This is a genomic window from Mesorhizobium sp. M0802, from assembly GCF_040320115.1.
Taxonomy (GTDB): domain Bacteria; phylum Pseudomonadota; class Alphaproteobacteria; order Rhizobiales; family Rhizobiaceae; genus Mesorhizobium.
Map to the genome: position 1 here is coordinate 144,647 of NZ_JAMYOY010000001.1, position 15,014 is coordinate 159,660.

Below are 15,014 nucleotides of genomic sequence, written 5' to 3' on the forward strand. Positions count from 1 at the left end.
GGGAGGGCTCGCGTTAGGGCGCGGACCATGCGGCAGGGTTTTGGCTGGGTCAAGGCAAGGTGACGACAGCCTGATCGTCAGAGATAATGGGCTCAACCCTGCGGCTTGCCGGCGACCAATTGCCTGAGCGCATCGTTGATCCTGTCTTGCCAGCCGGGGCCATCTTCCTGGAAATGGTCGAGCACGGCGCGATCGATCCTGATCGAGACAAGCTCGCGAACGTTTGGTGCGGCGGAGGGTTCGCGAATGGGAGGCGCGGGTTTCTTGACCGGCTTGAAGGCCGCTTCAGCGGCTTCCATCGGATTGGTCGGTCGGCGCGGGGGCGTTGCCATTGGTTGATCCTGAATGAGAGTGACTCTTGCCTGAGCAAGTCGTGAGGAAAACTAGGCCGCTGGTCTGCGAAGACCAGTAACTTCACTTGGTTCTCTCTGCCATTGCCCTGTATTTGGCTTCAAGCCTGTCCAGCACCTCGTCGCCAGGCTTGACCCGGCCCGCATCGGCATCCGAAATGCCCTTTGCGAGTGCTGCATCGAGTGCTGCAAAGCGCTTCTCCAAGTCCGCACTGTCCGTCACGGCAACCGTCGTTCCAAGAATCCATTTGCGATAATAGCAATCTGTCGGCCGGACCGTGAGCCAAATCGCGTCCGACATGAAGCCGCACCAGCTTCAACGTTCTTGCATTCCGCAGGCAGTGCCACTACGTCAATTCGAGCAAGCGAGGATTTGCCATGTCAACCGGACCGAACCGCATTCTCGATGAATTCGCCAAGCTGATGACCGATGCTGCGGGTGCCGCACAAGGCGTGCGCCGCGAGGTGGAGACTGCCTTCAAGGGGCAGGCCGAGCGCATCCTCAACACCATGGATGTGGTGCAGCGCGAGGAGTTCGAGGCTGCCCGCGACATGGCTGCCAAGGCCCGCGAAGAAAACACCAGGCTGGCCGCCCGCATCGACGCGCTCGAGGCCAGGCTTGCCGAATTGACCGGACAGGCCGCACCTGCGGCTGCGGCAAAGCCCAAAGCAAAAAAATAAAATTTAAACTTTTCCACAAAGCACAATCCGAAAAAGTGCTTTGCCGTGAATCGTTTACCGGCAATGCATGAATCTTTGTGACAGCGCCTTTCCACATGCTGATGACGCAGTGCGAAAAATTAGGCTGTTCACGCGACTCCCGATCAATAGACTGAATTTGTTGCATGATTCGGAGCAGGGTCATGCGGCCGGGCGGTGGGGTCCGGTCCGGGGTCTTTGTGTCGTGAAGTCCTGGCCGTCCGAGTTCAAGACAAATTGTTCGTCGTGTGTGCCCCGCGGAGCGTGTGGCGCTCCCCTGAACACAGGAAGCATTCCATGGAACTTCTCGAACTCGAATTCTCCCGCGAAATCCATCCGGTGGATGTCATCGAGCAGGTCGCCCATAACAATGACTGGTCCTTCGAACGGGCCGGCGATGACGAAATCTCGATCTCGGTTGCCGGCAGCTGGACCGACTATCACGTCTCCTTCTCATGGATGGAGGATTTCGAGGCGCTGCATCTGGCCTGTGCTTTCGACATCAAGGTGCCGGAAGCCCGCGCGCTGGAAGTGATGCGGCTGTTGTCGCTGATCAACGAGCAGATGCTGTTTGGCCATTTCGATCTCTGGGAGCAGGAGGGCGCGATCATGTTTCGCCAGTCGCTGCTGCTTGCCGGCGGGGTCGAACCGTCGAGCCAGCAGGTCGAGGTGCTTTTGTCGTCGGCGCTTGAAGCCTGCGAATGCTATTTCCAGGCCTTCCAGTTCGTTGTCTGGTCGGGAACCTCGGCCAAGGATGCGCTGGCCGGTGTCCTGTTCGAGACCTATGGCAACGCTTGAGCTTCCATGAGTTCGAGCAGCGCGCGCAAGCCCGAGATCAGCTTTGCCGATTTTGATCGTGTCGACATCCGTGCCGGCACGATCGTCGAGGCCGAGCCTTTCCCCGAGGCGCGCAAACCCGCCTTCAAGCTGAAGATCGATTTCGGCCCTGAGATCGGCGTGAAGAAATCCTCGGCACAGATCACGAAATACTATGCGCCGGAAACGCTGGTGGGACGGCAGGTGTTTGCGGTGGTGAATTTCCCGCCGCGCCAGATCGGTCCGTTCATGTCCGAAGTGCTCACGCTCGGCTTCCCTGATGAGGAAGGCGCCGTGGTCCTTGGCGCCATCGAGCGCAAGGTGCCGGACGGCGGCAGGTTGTTTTAGGAAGATTGCGTCAGGCGGCCAGCTTGCGCCTTGTGCTCAGCGCCTCTTCGACCGTGTCCATGAACATTTCGGCGCAGGCTTTCCAACTGTAGCGCATGGCGCGTTCGCGCGCCTCGGCGCGGTCGACATTGAGCGCGGCGAGCGAGGCCTCGCGCAGATCGGTCGACACCGCGCCGCCGATGCCGTCGCCGACAATGTCGATCGGTCCGGTGACCGGATAGGCGGCCACCGGCGTGCCGCTGGCCAGCGCCTCGATGATGACGTTGCCGAACGTGTCGGTGCGGCTGGGGAAGACGAAAACATCAGCCGAGGCGTAGATCTCGGCCAGCTCATCGTTCGGGCGATGGCCGAGGAAATGCGCCTGCGGGTACTTCGCCCTGAGCCTGGCCAGTTCCGGTCCTTCGCCGACGATCACCTTGCTGCCGGGCAAGTCGAGATCGAGGAAGGCGCTCAGGTTCTTCTCGATGGCGACGCGGCCGACGCACAGGAATACCGGGGCAGGGAAGCCGAGGTCCTTCTTCTTGTCGGGGCGGAAGTGATCGGTGTCGACGCCCCGCGTCCACGGCCTGAGCTTGGTGAAGCCTCGCGACGCAAGGTCCTCCGCCAGCGACTGGGTGGCGACCAGCGTGCCTTGTCCGGAATTGTGGAAATCACGCAGCCAGCGATAGGCCCAGCTCTCCGGCACCGGCAGGCGGGCGCTGAGATATTCGGGAAAGCGGGTGTGATAGCTGGTGGTGAAGGGACGGCCGGCATTGCGGCAATAGCGCCGCGCCATGATGCCGAGCGGGCCTTCGGTGACGATATGGATATGGTCGGCCTTGCGAGCCTCGATCAGCCGCGCGACATGGCCGGGCGTGGTCAGCGCCAGCCTGATGTCGGGGTAGGTCGGCAACGGCAAGGTGCGAAAGATGTTCGGGGTCAGGAAGTCGACCGCAACGTCGAAGGTTTTCAGCGTTTCGGTGAGCCGCTCCAGCGTGTGGACGACGCCGTTGACTTGCGGCCGCCAGGCGTCGGTGACCATCAGGATGCGCATGGCGGTCCTTTGCTCGGGTCGACGGTTGCCTTGATGCGATAGCGGTACGGCCCGGCTGCCCTCGCTTCGCTCCACCGCACCCGGGCAGGCACGAGGTCGAAGTAAGGCGGCTGAGCCGAATCAACTGAGGTCGCGCGCTTCATGCGCGCTCTTGACCATGGTTTCATGACGCGCGGATGAAGGTGGTTTTTGGCCGAGCCCGACTTCCAGATCATGCTTTGGTCAGGCGGGCACTTTGATCACCGCCCGCAGGCCGCCGAGCGGGCTGTCTTCCAGCATGATGTCGCCGCCATGGCTGCGGGCAATATCGCGGGCGATAGAGAGACCAAGGCCGGTGCCGCTGGCGTCGAGGTTGCGCGCCTCGTCGAGCCGCACGAACGGTTTGAACACGTCCTCGCGCTTTTCCGGCGGGATGCCCGGACCGTCATCGTCGATGGTGACGACGAGTGAGCCGCGGCCGTGATCGGCGCTGATCTCCACCGTCTTGGCATAGCGCAAGGCATTGCCGGCGACATTGGACAACAGCCGGGCGAAAGCGTGCGGGCGCACATGCACGTCCGGATCACCGGCAAGCACGGTCGATAGCTTGCGCTTGTGCAGCGACGCCTCCTCGCCGAGCTTTTGGAAATAGGCCTCGAGATCGAAATGGCCGGCATCTTCCGACGCTTCGCCGCGGGCAAAAGCGATATAGCCTTCCAGCATCGACTGCATGTCGTCGATGTCCTGGTTGAGCGCGGCCTTGGTCTCGGGCTTGCCGCCGGCCAGCGCCAGCTGCAGCTTGAAGCGGGTGAGGATGGTTCTGAGATCGTGGCTGACGCCGGTCAGCATGGCGGTGCGCTGTTCCAGCTGGCGTTCGATGCGCTCGCGCATCTGGATGAAGGCAAAGCCGGCCCGGCGAACCTCCTCGGCGCCGCGTGGGCGGAAATCGCGCGGCATCGGCCGGCCCTTGCCGAAGCTTTCGGCGGCCTCGGCCAGAGACAGGATCGGCCGGATCTGGTTGCGAAGGAAGGGGATGGCAATCGTCAGCAGCACCAGTGACGTCCCGACCATCCAGATCAGGAAGATGTGGGTGTTGGAGGCATAGGCCTGGCTGCGGCGCACGAAGACGCGCAGCACCTTGCCCTCGAGCTGGATGCGGACCTCGACGATGTTGGAATTGCCGACCGTGTCGATCCAGAACGGGCGGTTGATCTGGCGGGTGATCTCGGTGGAAAGGACGTCGTCAAGGATCGAGAAGAAGGGCTTGGGTCCAGGCGCCGGCAACGGGTCGGGCGGCAAGAGGTCGACCTTCAACTGCATGCGGTCCTGGGCGATGCGGATGATGTTCGCGTAGTCGCCATCGTGCGGATAGGTCTCGATCATGTCGATGATCGCGGCGATGTCGCGCACGGTGGCCTGCGACAGGCGCTGCGTCACGGTTGCCCAGTGGCGTTCCATGAAGTCGAAGGCGACGACCGACTGCAGAAGGATCATCGGCGCGATGACGATGATCAGCGAGCGGGCATAAAGCCGCTTGGGCATATAGAACGCAACCAGCCGCCAGAACCGCTTCCAGGCACGCGGCATTGCTTTCAGCGCGCGTGATACGCGCGCGCCAAAGCCGCCCTGTTCCGGCCGTTCCAGTTGCGTGGTCGCCATTTGTCCTTTCGCTGGGTCAATGGCCGCTGGTCGATGCCGCTGGTCGATGGCCACACATCTATGGCCAAGGGCGGCCGTCAGCGGCATTCTATTCCACGCTGAGCCGATACCCAATACCGCGCACCGTCTGCAGCCAGACCGGATTGGACGGATCGCGCTCGATCTTGCGGCGCAGGCGGTTGATCTGGACGTCGATGGTGCGCTCGCCGACTTCCGAATCGTCGCCGACAAGCTCGTGACGCGGGATCGTTTCGCCGGCCCGCGCGGCAAAGATCGCCAAGATCTCCTGCTCGCGGTCGGTCAGCTTCAGCGCCTCGCCGCCCCGCTTCAGCTCGCGCCTGGCGATCTGGAAGGTGTAGGGGCCGAAGACCAGCTGCTCGACCTTGGGCGTCGTCGCCGGGCCGCCGCGGCGCAGAATGTTATTGATGCGCAGGATCAGTTCGCGCGGGTCGAAGGGCTTGGGCAGATAGTCGTCGGCGCCGGCCTCGAGCCCAGTGATGCGGCTGTCGGTTTCCGATAGCGCGGTGAGCATCAGGATCGGTACGTTCTTCTCCGCCCGCAGCGCCTTGGTGAGGTCGACGCCGGTCTCTCCGGGCATCATGACGTCGAGGACAAGGAGGTCGAAGTCGAGTCCTGCAAGCTTTCGCCTGGCCTCGCCGGCATTTCCGGCGACTGTGACGCGAAAACCATTTTCGGTCAGATACTGCTTGAGCAAATTGCGAATGCGGGTGTCGTCGTCGACCACAAGCAGATGCGGCGCGTCATCGTCCGGCGCCGTCGGCTGGTCCACCCTCTCAATGGTCTCCATGGCTTTTCCCTGACATGTTTGCAGGCACAATGTCGATCTGCGCCCTTAGTTCCGGATTGACCATGGCTTCCAGGAATCGTTCGATCAAGGGACGCTCGCTGGCTCCGGAATCTTCCAATGCAGCACGGATGCGGCGTGACTGTGGCCGCGCCAGGGCCAGCGCCAGGGCGCGCCCCTTGGCTGTCGGATAGAGCTCCCGCTGGCGGCGGTCGCGCGGACCCTGCAATTGCACGATATGGTCGGTGTCGATCAACTGCTTGAGCACCCGCGCCAGGCTCTGCTTGGTGATCTTGAGCACGTCGAGCAGTTCAGCGACCGTCAGTCCCGGCCGGCGGTTGACGAAATGCAGCACCCGGTGATGGGCGCGGCCAAAGCCGTAATCGGCCAGGATCTGGTCCGGATCGGAAGTGAAATCGCGATACGCAAAGAAGAACAGTTCGATGATGGCGAAGTCGATGCCGTCCTCGTCGGTGATCGGCGTCTTGATCGGTTTTCCGGCAGCTGGGCTTCGATCCGTCATCATTTCTCCGTCCATAGAGGGAAATTATGTCAGTACTATTGACGTAATTTCCCCGCAATGGTAATTTTTGACAAGCTTTTCGGCTGAATGCGAACGAAAAGGCAAGGGAGTGCGGTTTTTCCGGAACTTCCTGAGTTTGCCAGAGTTCGATTCTCCGCTTACGCTTCAAGGGCCGCCCGACGCGGCTGTCGCGCAACAAGAACAACACTAATGATGTGCGGGTCGCCGCCCGCGGGAGGTTTCCATGGCATCCGTTCCCTTCGACCAACTGGACGGCTTCATCTGGATCAACGGCGAGTTCGTCAAATGGGCCGATGCCAAGATCCACGTGCTGACCCACGGCCTGCACTATGCCAGCGCCGTCTTCGAGGGCGAGCGCGCCTATGGCGGCGCCATCTTCAAGCTCAACGAGCACACCGAGCGTCTGCATGAATCGGCGCGCCTGCTCGGCTTCAATATTCCCTATTCCGTGGCCGAGCTCAATGACGCCTCGACCACGCTTCTGAAGAAGCAGGGTTTCCAGGACGCCTATGTCAGGCCGATCGCCTGGCGCGGCAGCGAACAGATGGGGGTGTCGGCGCAGAACAGCCGCATCAACTGCGCCATCGCCATCTGGCAATGGCCGAGCTATTTCGACCCGGCGCAGAAGCTCAAGGGCATCCGTCTCGATCTGGCGGAATGGCGCCGGCCCGATCCGCGCACCGCGCCGTCGAAGTCGAAAGCCGCCGGCCTCTACATGATCTGCACCATGTCCAAGCATGCCGCCGAGGCCAAGGGCTATGCCGATGCCATGATGCTCGACTGGCGCGGCCAGGTCGCCGAAGCAACGGGCGCCAACATCTTCTTCGTCAAGGATGGCAAGATCCACACGCCGAAGCCCGATTGCTTCCTCGACGGCATCACCCGCCGCACCGTCATCGGCCTCGCCAAGGACCGCGGCCTTGAAGTCGTCGAGCGCGCCATCATGCCTGAGGAACTCGAAGGCTTCGAACAGTGCTTCCTCACCGGAACGGCAGCGGAAGTGACGCCGGTCTCCGAGATCGGTCCGTACCGATTCGAGGTCGGCGAGATCGCCAAGACTTTGATGAACGACTATTCTGCTGCGGTGCAACCTAAGCATGCGATAGCCGCAGAATAACGAAAGTCACAGCTTTTTTCGCAAGCAGGGGCGGTTTTGAGGCCGGCCCCTTTATTTCAGCATCTGTGCATTTGACTTTCGTACAATTCAGCGTCTCATGATGGTGTCGGCCCGGGAGGCTGGCAGCTATGGAGGGACTAGGTACATGGATACGAATACGCTCATTGCGCTCGTTGTACAGGTAATTGCAGGTGTTGTCGGTGGTCAGGCGGTCGGCGTTGCGCTGAAGAATGCGGCGATGGGCCAGTTGACCAAAATCCTCGGCGGCGCGGTTGGCGGCGTCGGCGGGGCGGCGATCCTCGGCAGCCTGCTCGGCGGCACGGCCGACCCGGCAGCGGCTGCAACGGCAGCGGGCGGATTGGGCGATACGCTGAACCTCAAAAACCTGCTCGGCGGCGCCGGCGGCGGCGCCATCCTGACCGGCATCATCGGTGCGGTCATGGGCGCGATGAAGAAGTAAGCCTCTAGATCATTCACCGTTTCACGGCGAATGATCTAGTTTGTTGTTTTACCCAATTCCGGACGGAAAACCGCTTTACACTTTTCCTGGAATTGCCCGAGACTCAGGCTTCGTCAAATGGGCGGCCGTTGGGCCGCCCATTTCTGTTTTGGGACGGACTGTTTGCCTTTCAGCAGTGGACGGCCTTCGCCCGCGCCTCTACATCACGCTGGAACAGCGAAAGGACAATCATGGGTCAGCTCAATGCCGGCATCGTGCCGGTCACGCCTTTCCAGCAGAACTGCACCATCCTGTTCGACATGGATGACAAGCATGGCGTCGTCGTCGATCCGGGCGGCGACATCGACAAGGTGCTGGCGGTGCTGAAGGACAATGCGATCACCGCCGCTGCGATCTGGATCACCCATGGCCACATCGATCACGCCGGCGGCGCCATGGAGCTGAAGGAAGCACTCGGCATCGAGATCATCGGCCCGCACGAAGCCGACAAGCTATTGCTCGACAATCTCGAGAACCAGGGCCAGCGCTACGGCATTGCCGGGGCGCGCAACTGCGTGCCCGACCGGTTTCTCGCAGAGGGCGAGACGGTTTCGTTCGGCTCACATATGTTCGAGGTGCTGCACTGCCCCGGCCATGCGCCCGGCCATGTCGTATACTACAATCGCGCGGCGAAGTTCGCTCATGTCGGCGACGTGCTGTTTCGCGGCTCGGTCGGGCGCACCGACCTGCCGGGCGGCGACCATGCGGCGCTGATCGCCTCGATTAAGAACAAGCTTTTGCCGCTCGGTGACGAGATCGGCTTCATCTGCGGCCACGGCCCGGGTGGCCGCTTTGGCGAGGAGAGGCGGACCAATCCCTTCCTGACTTAGCGATGTCTTTCTGCCAAAAAAAAGCGCTGGCCTTGCGGTCAGCGCTTTTTGTGGGACAGGGAAGCTCAATTCGCGACGCAGAAATGCTGCTCACCGTCATTGCCGGTGAACGTGCCGCTGCGGGCATTGAAGCTCCGGTAGCGGTCCGAGCAGTATTCGTACCAGTCGCGGGTCCACGGCTCGGCATAGCGGTCGGCATAGACGACCCGCGGTTCGGCATAGTAACGGCGCACCGGCGCCGGCCGCACTTCGCGGTAGTCGTAATCGTCATCATAGCTGCTGTAGCGCGGCTGCGGGTTGCTCAGCGCACCGGCGATCAGAGCGCCGGCCGCAAGGCCGACGACACCGGCCGCAAGCGCGTCGCCATTATGATGACGACCATGGCCATGATGCCAGCGGTTCCAGTCCTTGGCATTGGCGGCAGGCAAGGTGGCGAGGGTGGTCGCGGCGAGAGCGGCGCCCAGGATGGCGGTCTTGAAAATGCGATTCATTTTGGTCTCCTTCGTGCCGGCCCGGATAGTTTTCGGGGATGCGGTCCAGCCTAGGGGACGATTAATAGAAGACCGTGGCTGAACGGGGGCTGAACGGAATTGGCTGATACGATCCAGTTCTTGCGGCAAAACCAAGCGCGTACGCAAGGCGCTCCGCCTCGTCAATCTCCGTCCGGACTGTCTTGAGCCGGCTTAGCCGACCGACAGGTTGACGGCCTTCGGACCCTTGCCGCGCTTGTCCGGCTCGGTGTCGAATGTCACTTTCTGTCCATCCTCCAGACCGGAAAGACCCGAAGCCTGCACGGCCGAAATATGAACGAAGACATCCTTCTGCCCGTCGTCGGGTGTAATGAAGCCGAAGCCTTTGGCATGATTGAAGAATTTGACGGTGCCGGTCTGCGGCATGGGAAGCTCCCTTTGATCCCATAAAGTCCAGTTTCGGGCCGGCAAATGCCCGAAGGGAAATTTGTCCTTTATTTTAGCGCTATCGGCAAGAGAAAGTTTTGGCCAGGGCGGCAACGCTGAAGGCTGGTCAAATAGATTGTTGCACCGAAGGCAATTCGCGCCAGACGATTGCTCCGGCGATCAGCCACGCCATGGACCGGTAGAGCGTCCTTTGCCTGCGGCGACGGCGGACATGAAAAAGGCGCGACCAGAAACGTCGCGCCTTCGAAACTCTGGACGGCTGACAAAGCCGGTTCAAACACGCTTGAGGTGCTTTTTCGAGCGCCCTGACGGGCGCGCGGGCACCGCCGGTTCAGGCCGCGCGGAGGTTGACCGCCTTCGGACCCTTGCCCATGCGGTCGGGTTCAACGTCGAAGGTGACCTTCTGGCCGTCGACGAGGGTACGCAGGCCCGAGGCCTCGATCGCGGAAATGTGGACGAACACATCCTTGGCGCCGCCGTCGGGCGTGATGAAGCCGAAGCCTTTGGTCGCGTTGAAGAATTTAACGGTGCCGGTCTGGGCCATTGGGGAAACTCCTTCACCCGTGTCAGTCTTATGGTTTGCCCGCCGCCTGGCATCGTGGGCAAGTCCCGGTGGTTGCTTCGGCAGTCCTGCATTTGCGCATGGTAAAACCCCCCGCCGAAAACGGGGCCGTCAGAGATTCACAGTATCGGGGAAAGGTCGTCCAAAACGTTCCGCTCTCCGGGTCGCAAATGCCCGAACACAAAATTTATCGCACGGAAACGTGATCGTTGCAAGATAGCGCCGCGGGCCGCGTCCATCGACGCATCCCAACGAAGGCGCTTCGATAAACCTGGGTTCTTAAGAGTTCATCAGCCAGAGCCCGGCCACGCATGGTCCAGCGGTCTGGTCCAGGGCCAAACCAATGCGCGGGCCGGGCATCGCATGGCTCCCGCGCCGCAAACGGGGGTTGCATTTGGCAAGGCAATGGCGAGGATCGACAGGCGCGTTTTGCGCCGGGGACGGGGGTCTCGAGGGAGGCATATTCATGAGATTTCTTGCGACGATCTTCTCGCGCCAGGGTTTTACTATTCTCTTCCTGTCGGGTCTTCTTGCGGCCTGCACCGTCGTCGTCGATGACGGGCCGGGACCACGTCCGCGCCCGCCACGGCCGGAACCGGAATTCTGCACCAGGCAATACGAGCCGGTCTGCGCGCGGCGCGGCGGTGACCGCCAGACCTTCGCCAATGCCTGCCTTGCCGAACGGGAAGGCTACCGCATCGTTCGCGACGGCCCTTGCCGCGACGGCGGCGGTGGTGGCGGTGGTGGCGAAGAGCCGACATTCTGCACGCGCGAATACGCCCCGGTCTGCGCCCGCCGCCATGGCGAGCTGCGCACCTTTCCCAACGCCTGCGAGGCCCGTGCCGCCGACTACCGCGTCGTCGAGGACGGCCCCTGCTGATTTTTCCTTCTCCCCTGTCGGGTGAGTCCGCCGGAGGCGAATTCACCGTCCCACTGACACGATAAAAAAGGCGGCGAATGCCGGGACCCTGCGAAGCAGCGGGGACCGGGCGGGTGGACCGGACCACCCTTGGTCCTTCGCAGGCTCAGGGCGTTCGAAACTCGAAAAGCCAACAATTGGCTTTTCGTCTGCTGCGCGGACCGCTTCTCACCTCCAAGGGAAGAAGGCAAGGTCGCGGATCGGAGTGGTTGCCTACGCCGAATACGCCCCGTCGGCCGGGCCGGCATAAAGCTCTGCGCCGTCCTCGTCGCAAATGCGCAGACGGTCGGGGATCTGCGGCATGGCGAGGCTGTGGAACAGCGCGGTGGCGCCCTGCAGGGCGGCGCGCAGGTTCGGCGCGTCCAGCGATACCTTGTCGAGCGTGGCTTCGTCGACGTCGCGCGAGCGGCTCGACGAAGAACGTCAAGCAAGCCTCCGTTGCAGAGTTTTGCGCGAGATCGTCAGTCCGAGATCGTCAGTCCATTGCCGGCAGGTGCGCCAGGCGCGCCCTGCCTGGTCAGCCCTTCGACTTCGGCTTCAGGCTGCTCTCGGCTTGCTTGACCGAGGAACCGAACGGGGAGGCGGCCTTGGCCACCACCTTGTCTTTCCTGGGCTTGCGCGTTTCGCGATTGCTGCGCTGCTGACCCTTGGCCATCTGTCTGCTCCTTCGTACGTGCTGGGTGGGTGCGGTGTCAGACGGCCGGGCTGTCGGGGACAGCCGGGGCGTCCGCCACTTCGAGGTTGTCTTCCGTGGTGACCCGCTCATAGGTCTCCTGCTCGCTGCGGATGCGATATTGCGGCGAGCCATCCTTGACCGGCAATCTGCTCTTGATCTGAAACAGCTCGGCGGTCTTCTGGGCGAGCCCGCTGCGGCTCTTCATGCGCACGGTCTGGCCGACGGCGAAGAGGTGCGAGGGCGTGTCGGTGCGCGGACGCGCATTCTGCTGGAAGCGGATCATGCTGCGTTCTCCTGGTCGCGCCTCAGCGCTGTTTCGAGTTCGAGGTAGTCGATGGCGACAAGCTGGCTGGTGGCCGGGTTCTTCACCGCCCTTGCCGGCAAATGGATGAAGGTGGCGACGCGACGCCAGGCAAGCCGCGACATGCCCTCGATCAGCTCTTCGTCGTGATCGATGTCATAGTCGCCGGCCGGCAGTTGCCCTTCCAGCCCGCTAAGCACGAAGGGTGCCGCGAAATGGGCGATGGAACGGGTGGTGCGATCCGGCATTGGCTTGGCTCTGGTTCGTCGATGCTTTCCGGCATCAACCGGGAACTCAACCATCGGCGATTGGAATGAGTTTGGCGGGTCGAGTATCTCCGACGCCGCTATATGCCAAGCTTGACCCAAAAAACGATCTCAGATCAATAATCCGAAATTGTTGGCTATTCAAGCTGATTTCCGCCACGGCTCGACCGGTATAAAAAATTTCTCGTATAAACCCCTAATAAATCTGCTATCGTGGAACAATATCAGCCAATTTCTTATTTAGAGCGCATCGGAATAATTATTCCGGTGCCCCTAAGATTATTTTTTACGAAAGGCAAAAATATATGAGATTCATGAAAACGCCGGATCGTCCGACCGCAACAATCGAGCCAATCGTCCTCTTCCCCAAGGCAATGTCAGTGCGCCTGACGATAAGAAGCGACGAAGCGGCACGGCGCAAGATTGCCGACACCGACGGCACGCAACGGCGGGAGCGCCGGCTCGCCGAGAGCAACCGGCTGATTTGAACGCTACATTTTCCTGGAATTCCTCTAGAGTTTCGAAGAGGTCCGCGCCCTTGGCGAGCCCACTCTTCCCTTGAACCTGCAGCGCCGATGGCCTAGATCGCGGCAAGCGGACAAAACACGGCAGGTTTCCCATCAACAGAGATCAGAGAAGAGCGGCGGGTGCTGGAGCTGGCGGACAGCCGCCGCTGGGCCTCGACCAATATGTGCAGCAGGCGCTGCAGCTGCATCAGGCCGGGCGCCGGCAGGAGGCCGAGACGCTGTACCGGCAGGTGCTGGCGCGCAAGGCCAATCACCCGGCAGCGGCGCATTTCCTGGGCCTGTTGCTGCACCAGACCGGGCGCAGCCCCGAAGGGCTGGAGCTGATCGAGCAGTCTGTGCGTCTGCAGCCGAAGAATCCCGATTTCCTCAACAATCTCGGCACGGTGATGCGCGATCTCGGCCGCGTTGCCGCGTCCGCCGATTTCTTCCGCGGCGCGGTCGATCTCAAGCCCGACCAGCTCGCGGCACGCGACAATCTGGGTTCGGCGTTGAAACAGCTCGGCCAGTTCGAGGCTGCGGAGGACATCTATCGCGGCACAATCGGGCGCAATCCCTTCCATGTCCGCGCCCGCATCGGGCTTGCCGAAACGTTGCAGGAAGCCGGTCGTCTGGATGAGGCGCTGGCGACCTTTCGCGAGGCGCTGACGATCCGGCCCCGGGATGCCGACCTGTTGCATGGGCTCGGCGTCGGGCTGATGGAAAAAGGCAAGCTCGATGAAGCGGCAGACCTGTTTCGGCAGGCGTTGGCGATCACGCCAGGCATGGCAAAGGCCTGGCTGATGCTGACGCAGGTCAAGCGCCAGAAGGAGCGCGACGCCGAACTCGCCGGCATGGAGGCCCAGCATGCCAAGGCGCCGGCCGACAGCCTGGCGCGCATGCAGCTGTCCTTCGGTCTCGGCAAGGCCAATGACGATTTGAAGGACTACAACAGGGCCTTCGACTATTTCGCTGAAGGCAATGCGATCCGCCGCAAGGGCATCGATTATGATCCGGTCAGGACGCGGGCCGAATTCGAGGCGATGAAGACGGTGTTCAACGCCGGCTTTTTCGAAAAGCACAAGCCAAGTGCAATCTCCGACGACACCCCGATTTTCGTCGTCGGCATGCCGCGCTCCGGCACCACGCTGGTCGAACAGATCATCGCCAGCCATCCACAAGTCTATGGCGCGGGCGAGCTCAGCATGTTGAAAACCGCGGTCGGCAAGCAATTTCCGCTGACCATGCCGGGAGGTTTCCCCTGGGGACTGGTCGATGTATCCGACGCGGAGTTTGCGGAGGCGGGCCAAGCCTATCTCGACATGCTGCATGAGCGCTATCCCAACTTCAGGCATGTCACCGACAAGATGCCCGGCAACTTCCTGCTCATCGGCTTCATCCATATGATGCTGCCGAAAGCCAAGATCATCCATTGCGCGCGCGATGCGGCGGCGACCTGCCTTTCGATCTACAAGGTGCATTTCCGCGGCGACAACCACCGCTACGGCTATGATCTGGGCGAGCTCGCCGATTTCCACAATATCTACACCGACATCATGGCGCATTGGCACGATGTTCTGCCGGGCGTCGTGCATAACGTGCGTTACGAGGATTTCGTGGCCGACCAAGAGGGACAGACGCGGGCGCTGATCGGGCATCTCGGCCTGTCCTGGGACGACAAGGCGCTGTCGTTCCACGAGACCGACCGCCCGGTGCGCACGGCCTCGGCCGCGCAGGTGCGCCAGCCGATGTATCGGGGCTCGGTCGATCTCTGGAAGCGCTATGGCGACAGGTTGAAGCCGCTGCTGGACAAGCTGGCCTGAGCAGCGGCTAAAGCTCGATGAAGGGCTGGAAGCCGCCGAAGATCATGCGCTTCATATCGAAGGGCATAGGCCCCAAATCGGGCGTCAAACGCGGATCGGCCATAACCTTGGCCATTACCGCGTCGCGGCTTTGCCTGGATGAATAGACGGCCCAGGCGAAGACGACGATCTCGTCGTCTTTTGCCTGAACGGCACGCGGAAACGAGGTCAACTCACCATAGGGCACATCGTCGGCGATACATTCGACATAGGCGAGCGCTCCGTGTTCCTTCCATATCGGGCCTGCGAGGTTGGCCAGCTTCTTGTAATCATCGATATTTGCCTTCGGCACGGCGAGCACGAAACCATCGACATAGGACATCAGGTTC

22 protein-coding genes are annotated in these 15,014 nt (G+C 61.8%); 9 read left to right on the plus strand and 13 right to left on the minus strand.

Features of this window, described 5'->3' with window-relative positions:
- Window positions 1-92: 92 nt before the first annotated feature.
- Together NKI10_RS00700 and NKI10_RS00705 are read right to left on the minus strand one after the other, a co-directional pair.
- Window positions 93-332: a BrnA antitoxin family protein gene (locus tag NKI10_RS00700; protein WP_023683720.1), complete on the minus strand. Its 240-nt coding sequence runs from the start codon at window positions 330-332 to the stop codon at window positions 93-95.
- Window positions 333-414: 82 nt separating this feature from the next.
- Window positions 415-573, minus strand: coding sequence for a hypothetical protein (locus tag NKI10_RS00705; protein ID WP_245259839.1), 159 nt, complete (start codon window positions 571-573; stop codon window positions 415-417).
- A 155-nt stretch (window positions 574-728) separates the two neighbouring features.
- Between NKI10_RS00705 and NKI10_RS00710 the strand changes: the two genes are divergently transcribed.
- The 3 genes from NKI10_RS00710 (at window position 729) to NKI10_RS00720 (ending at window position 2,213) form a co-directional block, all read left to right on the plus strand.
- Window positions 729-1,031: an accessory factor UbiK family protein gene (locus NKI10_RS00710; protein ID WP_023711152.1), complete on the plus strand. Its 303-nt coding sequence runs from the start codon at window positions 729-731 to the stop codon at window positions 1,029-1,031.
- Between the two features lie 315 nt (window positions 1,032-1,346).
- On the plus strand, window positions 1,347-1,847 hold the full coding sequence (locus tag NKI10_RS00715) for a type III secretion system chaperone family protein (RefSeq protein WP_006202532.1): 501 nt from the start codon (window positions 1,347-1,349) through the stop codon (window positions 1,845-1,847).
- Between the two features lie 6 nt (window positions 1,848-1,853).
- A complete protein-coding gene (locus tag NKI10_RS00720) occupies window positions 1,854-2,213 on the plus strand; it encodes a tRNA-binding protein (RefSeq protein ID WP_023672028.1) in 360 nt (119 codons plus the stop codon).
- Between the two features lie 10 nt (window positions 2,214-2,223).
- On the opposite strand, the gene NKI10_RS00725 is transcribed toward NKI10_RS00720, so the two are convergent.
- From NKI10_RS00725 to NKI10_RS00740, 4 genes are all read right to left on the minus strand, one after another.
- Window positions 2,224-3,246, minus strand: coding sequence for a glycosyltransferase family 4 protein (locus NKI10_RS00725; RefSeq protein WP_352858012.1), 1,023 nt, complete (start codon window positions 3,244-3,246; stop codon window positions 2,224-2,226).
- Between the two features lie 222 nt (window positions 3,247-3,468).
- Window positions 3,469-4,884: an ATP-binding protein gene (locus NKI10_RS00730; protein ID WP_023672026.1), complete on the minus strand. Its 1,416-nt coding sequence runs from the start codon at window positions 4,882-4,884 to the stop codon at window positions 3,469-3,471.
- An 88-nt stretch (window positions 4,885-4,972) separates the two neighbouring features.
- Complete coding sequence (locus NKI10_RS00735) at window positions 4,973-5,692, minus strand: response regulator (protein WP_023672025.1); 720 nt, start codon at window positions 5,690-5,692, stop codon at window positions 4,973-4,975.
- Window positions 5,679-6,212 carry a MarR family winged helix-turn-helix transcriptional regulator gene (locus tag NKI10_RS00740; protein ID WP_023683723.1) on the minus strand — a complete coding sequence of 178 codons (534 nt, stop codon included), beginning with the start codon at window positions 6,210-6,212 and terminating at the stop codon, window positions 5,679-5,681. The genes NKI10_RS00735 and NKI10_RS00740 overlap by 14 nt, the downstream gene beginning before the upstream one ends.
- Before the next feature lie 244 nt (window positions 6,213-6,456).
- Between NKI10_RS00740 and NKI10_RS00745 the strand changes: the two genes are divergently transcribed.
- The 3 genes from NKI10_RS00745 (at window position 6,457) to NKI10_RS00755 (ending at window position 8,679) form a co-directional block, all read left to right on the plus strand.
- A complete protein-coding gene (locus NKI10_RS00745) occupies window positions 6,457-7,350 on the plus strand; it encodes a branched-chain amino acid aminotransferase (protein WP_023672023.1) in 894 nt (297 codons plus the stop codon).
- A 145-nt stretch (window positions 7,351-7,495) separates the two neighbouring features.
- On the plus strand, window positions 7,496-7,810 hold the full coding sequence (locus NKI10_RS00750; protein WP_023672022.1) for a hypothetical protein: 315 nt from the start codon (window positions 7,496-7,498) through the stop codon (window positions 7,808-7,810).
- 230 nt (window positions 7,811-8,040) lie between these two features.
- The gene (locus NKI10_RS00755; protein ID WP_023695789.1) at window positions 8,041-8,679 is read left to right on the plus strand and encodes an MBL fold metallo-hydrolase; all 639 of its coding nucleotides are present in this window, start codon (window positions 8,041-8,043) and stop codon (window positions 8,677-8,679) included.
- Window positions 8,680-8,744: 65 nt separating this feature from the next.
- Here the strand turns inward: NKI10_RS00755 and NKI10_RS00760 are convergent, their stop codons facing one another.
- The 3 genes from NKI10_RS00760 to NKI10_RS00770 form a co-directional block, all read right to left on the minus strand.
- On the minus strand, window positions 8,745-9,170 hold the full coding sequence (locus tag NKI10_RS00760; RefSeq protein ID WP_023672020.1) for a BA14K family protein: 426 nt from the start codon (window positions 9,168-9,170) through the stop codon (window positions 8,745-8,747).
- A gap of 192 nt (window positions 9,171-9,362) precedes the next feature.
- The gene (locus NKI10_RS00765) at window positions 9,363-9,575 is read right to left on the minus strand and encodes a cold-shock protein (RefSeq protein ID WP_023672019.1); all 213 of its coding nucleotides are present in this window, start codon (window positions 9,573-9,575) and stop codon (window positions 9,363-9,365) included.
- Between the two features lie 352 nt (window positions 9,576-9,927).
- A complete protein-coding gene (locus tag NKI10_RS00770) occupies window positions 9,928-10,140 on the minus strand; it encodes a cold-shock protein (protein WP_006202520.1) in 213 nt (70 codons plus the stop codon).
- A 484-nt stretch (window positions 10,141-10,624) separates the two neighbouring features.
- Here NKI10_RS00770 and NKI10_RS00775 point away from each other — a divergent pair, with 484 nt between their 5' ends.
- Window positions 10,625-11,038, plus strand: coding sequence for a Kazal-type serine protease inhibitor domain-containing protein (locus NKI10_RS00775; RefSeq protein ID WP_023672018.1), 414 nt, complete (start codon window positions 10,625-10,627; stop codon window positions 11,036-11,038).
- Window positions 11,039-11,594: 556 nt separating this feature from the next.
- Here the strand turns inward: NKI10_RS00775 and NKI10_RS00780 are convergent.
- The 3 genes from NKI10_RS00780 to NKI10_RS00790 are packed head-to-tail and all read right to left on the minus strand — an operon-like array spanning window position 11,595 to window position 12,302.
- Complete coding sequence (locus NKI10_RS00780) at window positions 11,595-11,732, minus strand: hypothetical protein (RefSeq protein WP_023695786.1); 138 nt, start codon at window positions 11,730-11,732, stop codon at window positions 11,595-11,597.
- Between the two features lie 37 nt (window positions 11,733-11,769).
- Window positions 11,770-12,036 carry a hypothetical protein gene (locus NKI10_RS00785; RefSeq protein WP_023683726.1) on the minus strand — a complete coding sequence of 89 codons (267 nt, stop codon included), beginning with the start codon at window positions 12,034-12,036 and terminating at the stop codon, window positions 11,770-11,772.
- Complete coding sequence (locus tag NKI10_RS00790) at window positions 12,033-12,302, minus strand: hypothetical protein (RefSeq protein WP_023701590.1); 270 nt, start codon at window positions 12,300-12,302, stop codon at window positions 12,033-12,035. Before NKI10_RS00790 ends, NKI10_RS00785 begins: the two co-directional genes overlap by 4 nt.
- A 323-nt stretch (window positions 12,303-12,625) precedes the next feature.
- Between NKI10_RS00790 and NKI10_RS00795 the strand changes: the two genes are divergently transcribed.
- Window positions 12,626-12,808, plus strand: coding sequence for a hypothetical protein (locus tag NKI10_RS00795; RefSeq protein ID WP_023705895.1), 183 nt, complete (start codon window positions 12,626-12,628; stop codon window positions 12,806-12,808).
- Between the two features lie 203 nt (window positions 12,809-13,011).
- Window positions 13,012-14,646, plus strand: a complete 1,635-nt coding sequence (locus tag NKI10_RS00800) for a tetratricopeptide repeat-containing sulfotransferase family protein (protein ID WP_352858016.1) — start codon at window positions 13,012-13,014, stop codon at window positions 14,644-14,646.
- A gap of 7 nt (window positions 14,647-14,653) precedes the next feature.
- On the opposite strand, the gene NKI10_RS00805 is transcribed toward NKI10_RS00800, so the two are convergent.
- Window positions 14,654-15,007 (minus strand): DUF1428 domain-containing protein, encoded by a 354-nt coding sequence (locus NKI10_RS00805; RefSeq protein WP_023683729.1) that lies wholly within the window; start codon window positions 15,005-15,007, stop codon window positions 14,654-14,656.
- Window positions 15,008-15,014: the final 7 nt, after the last annotated feature.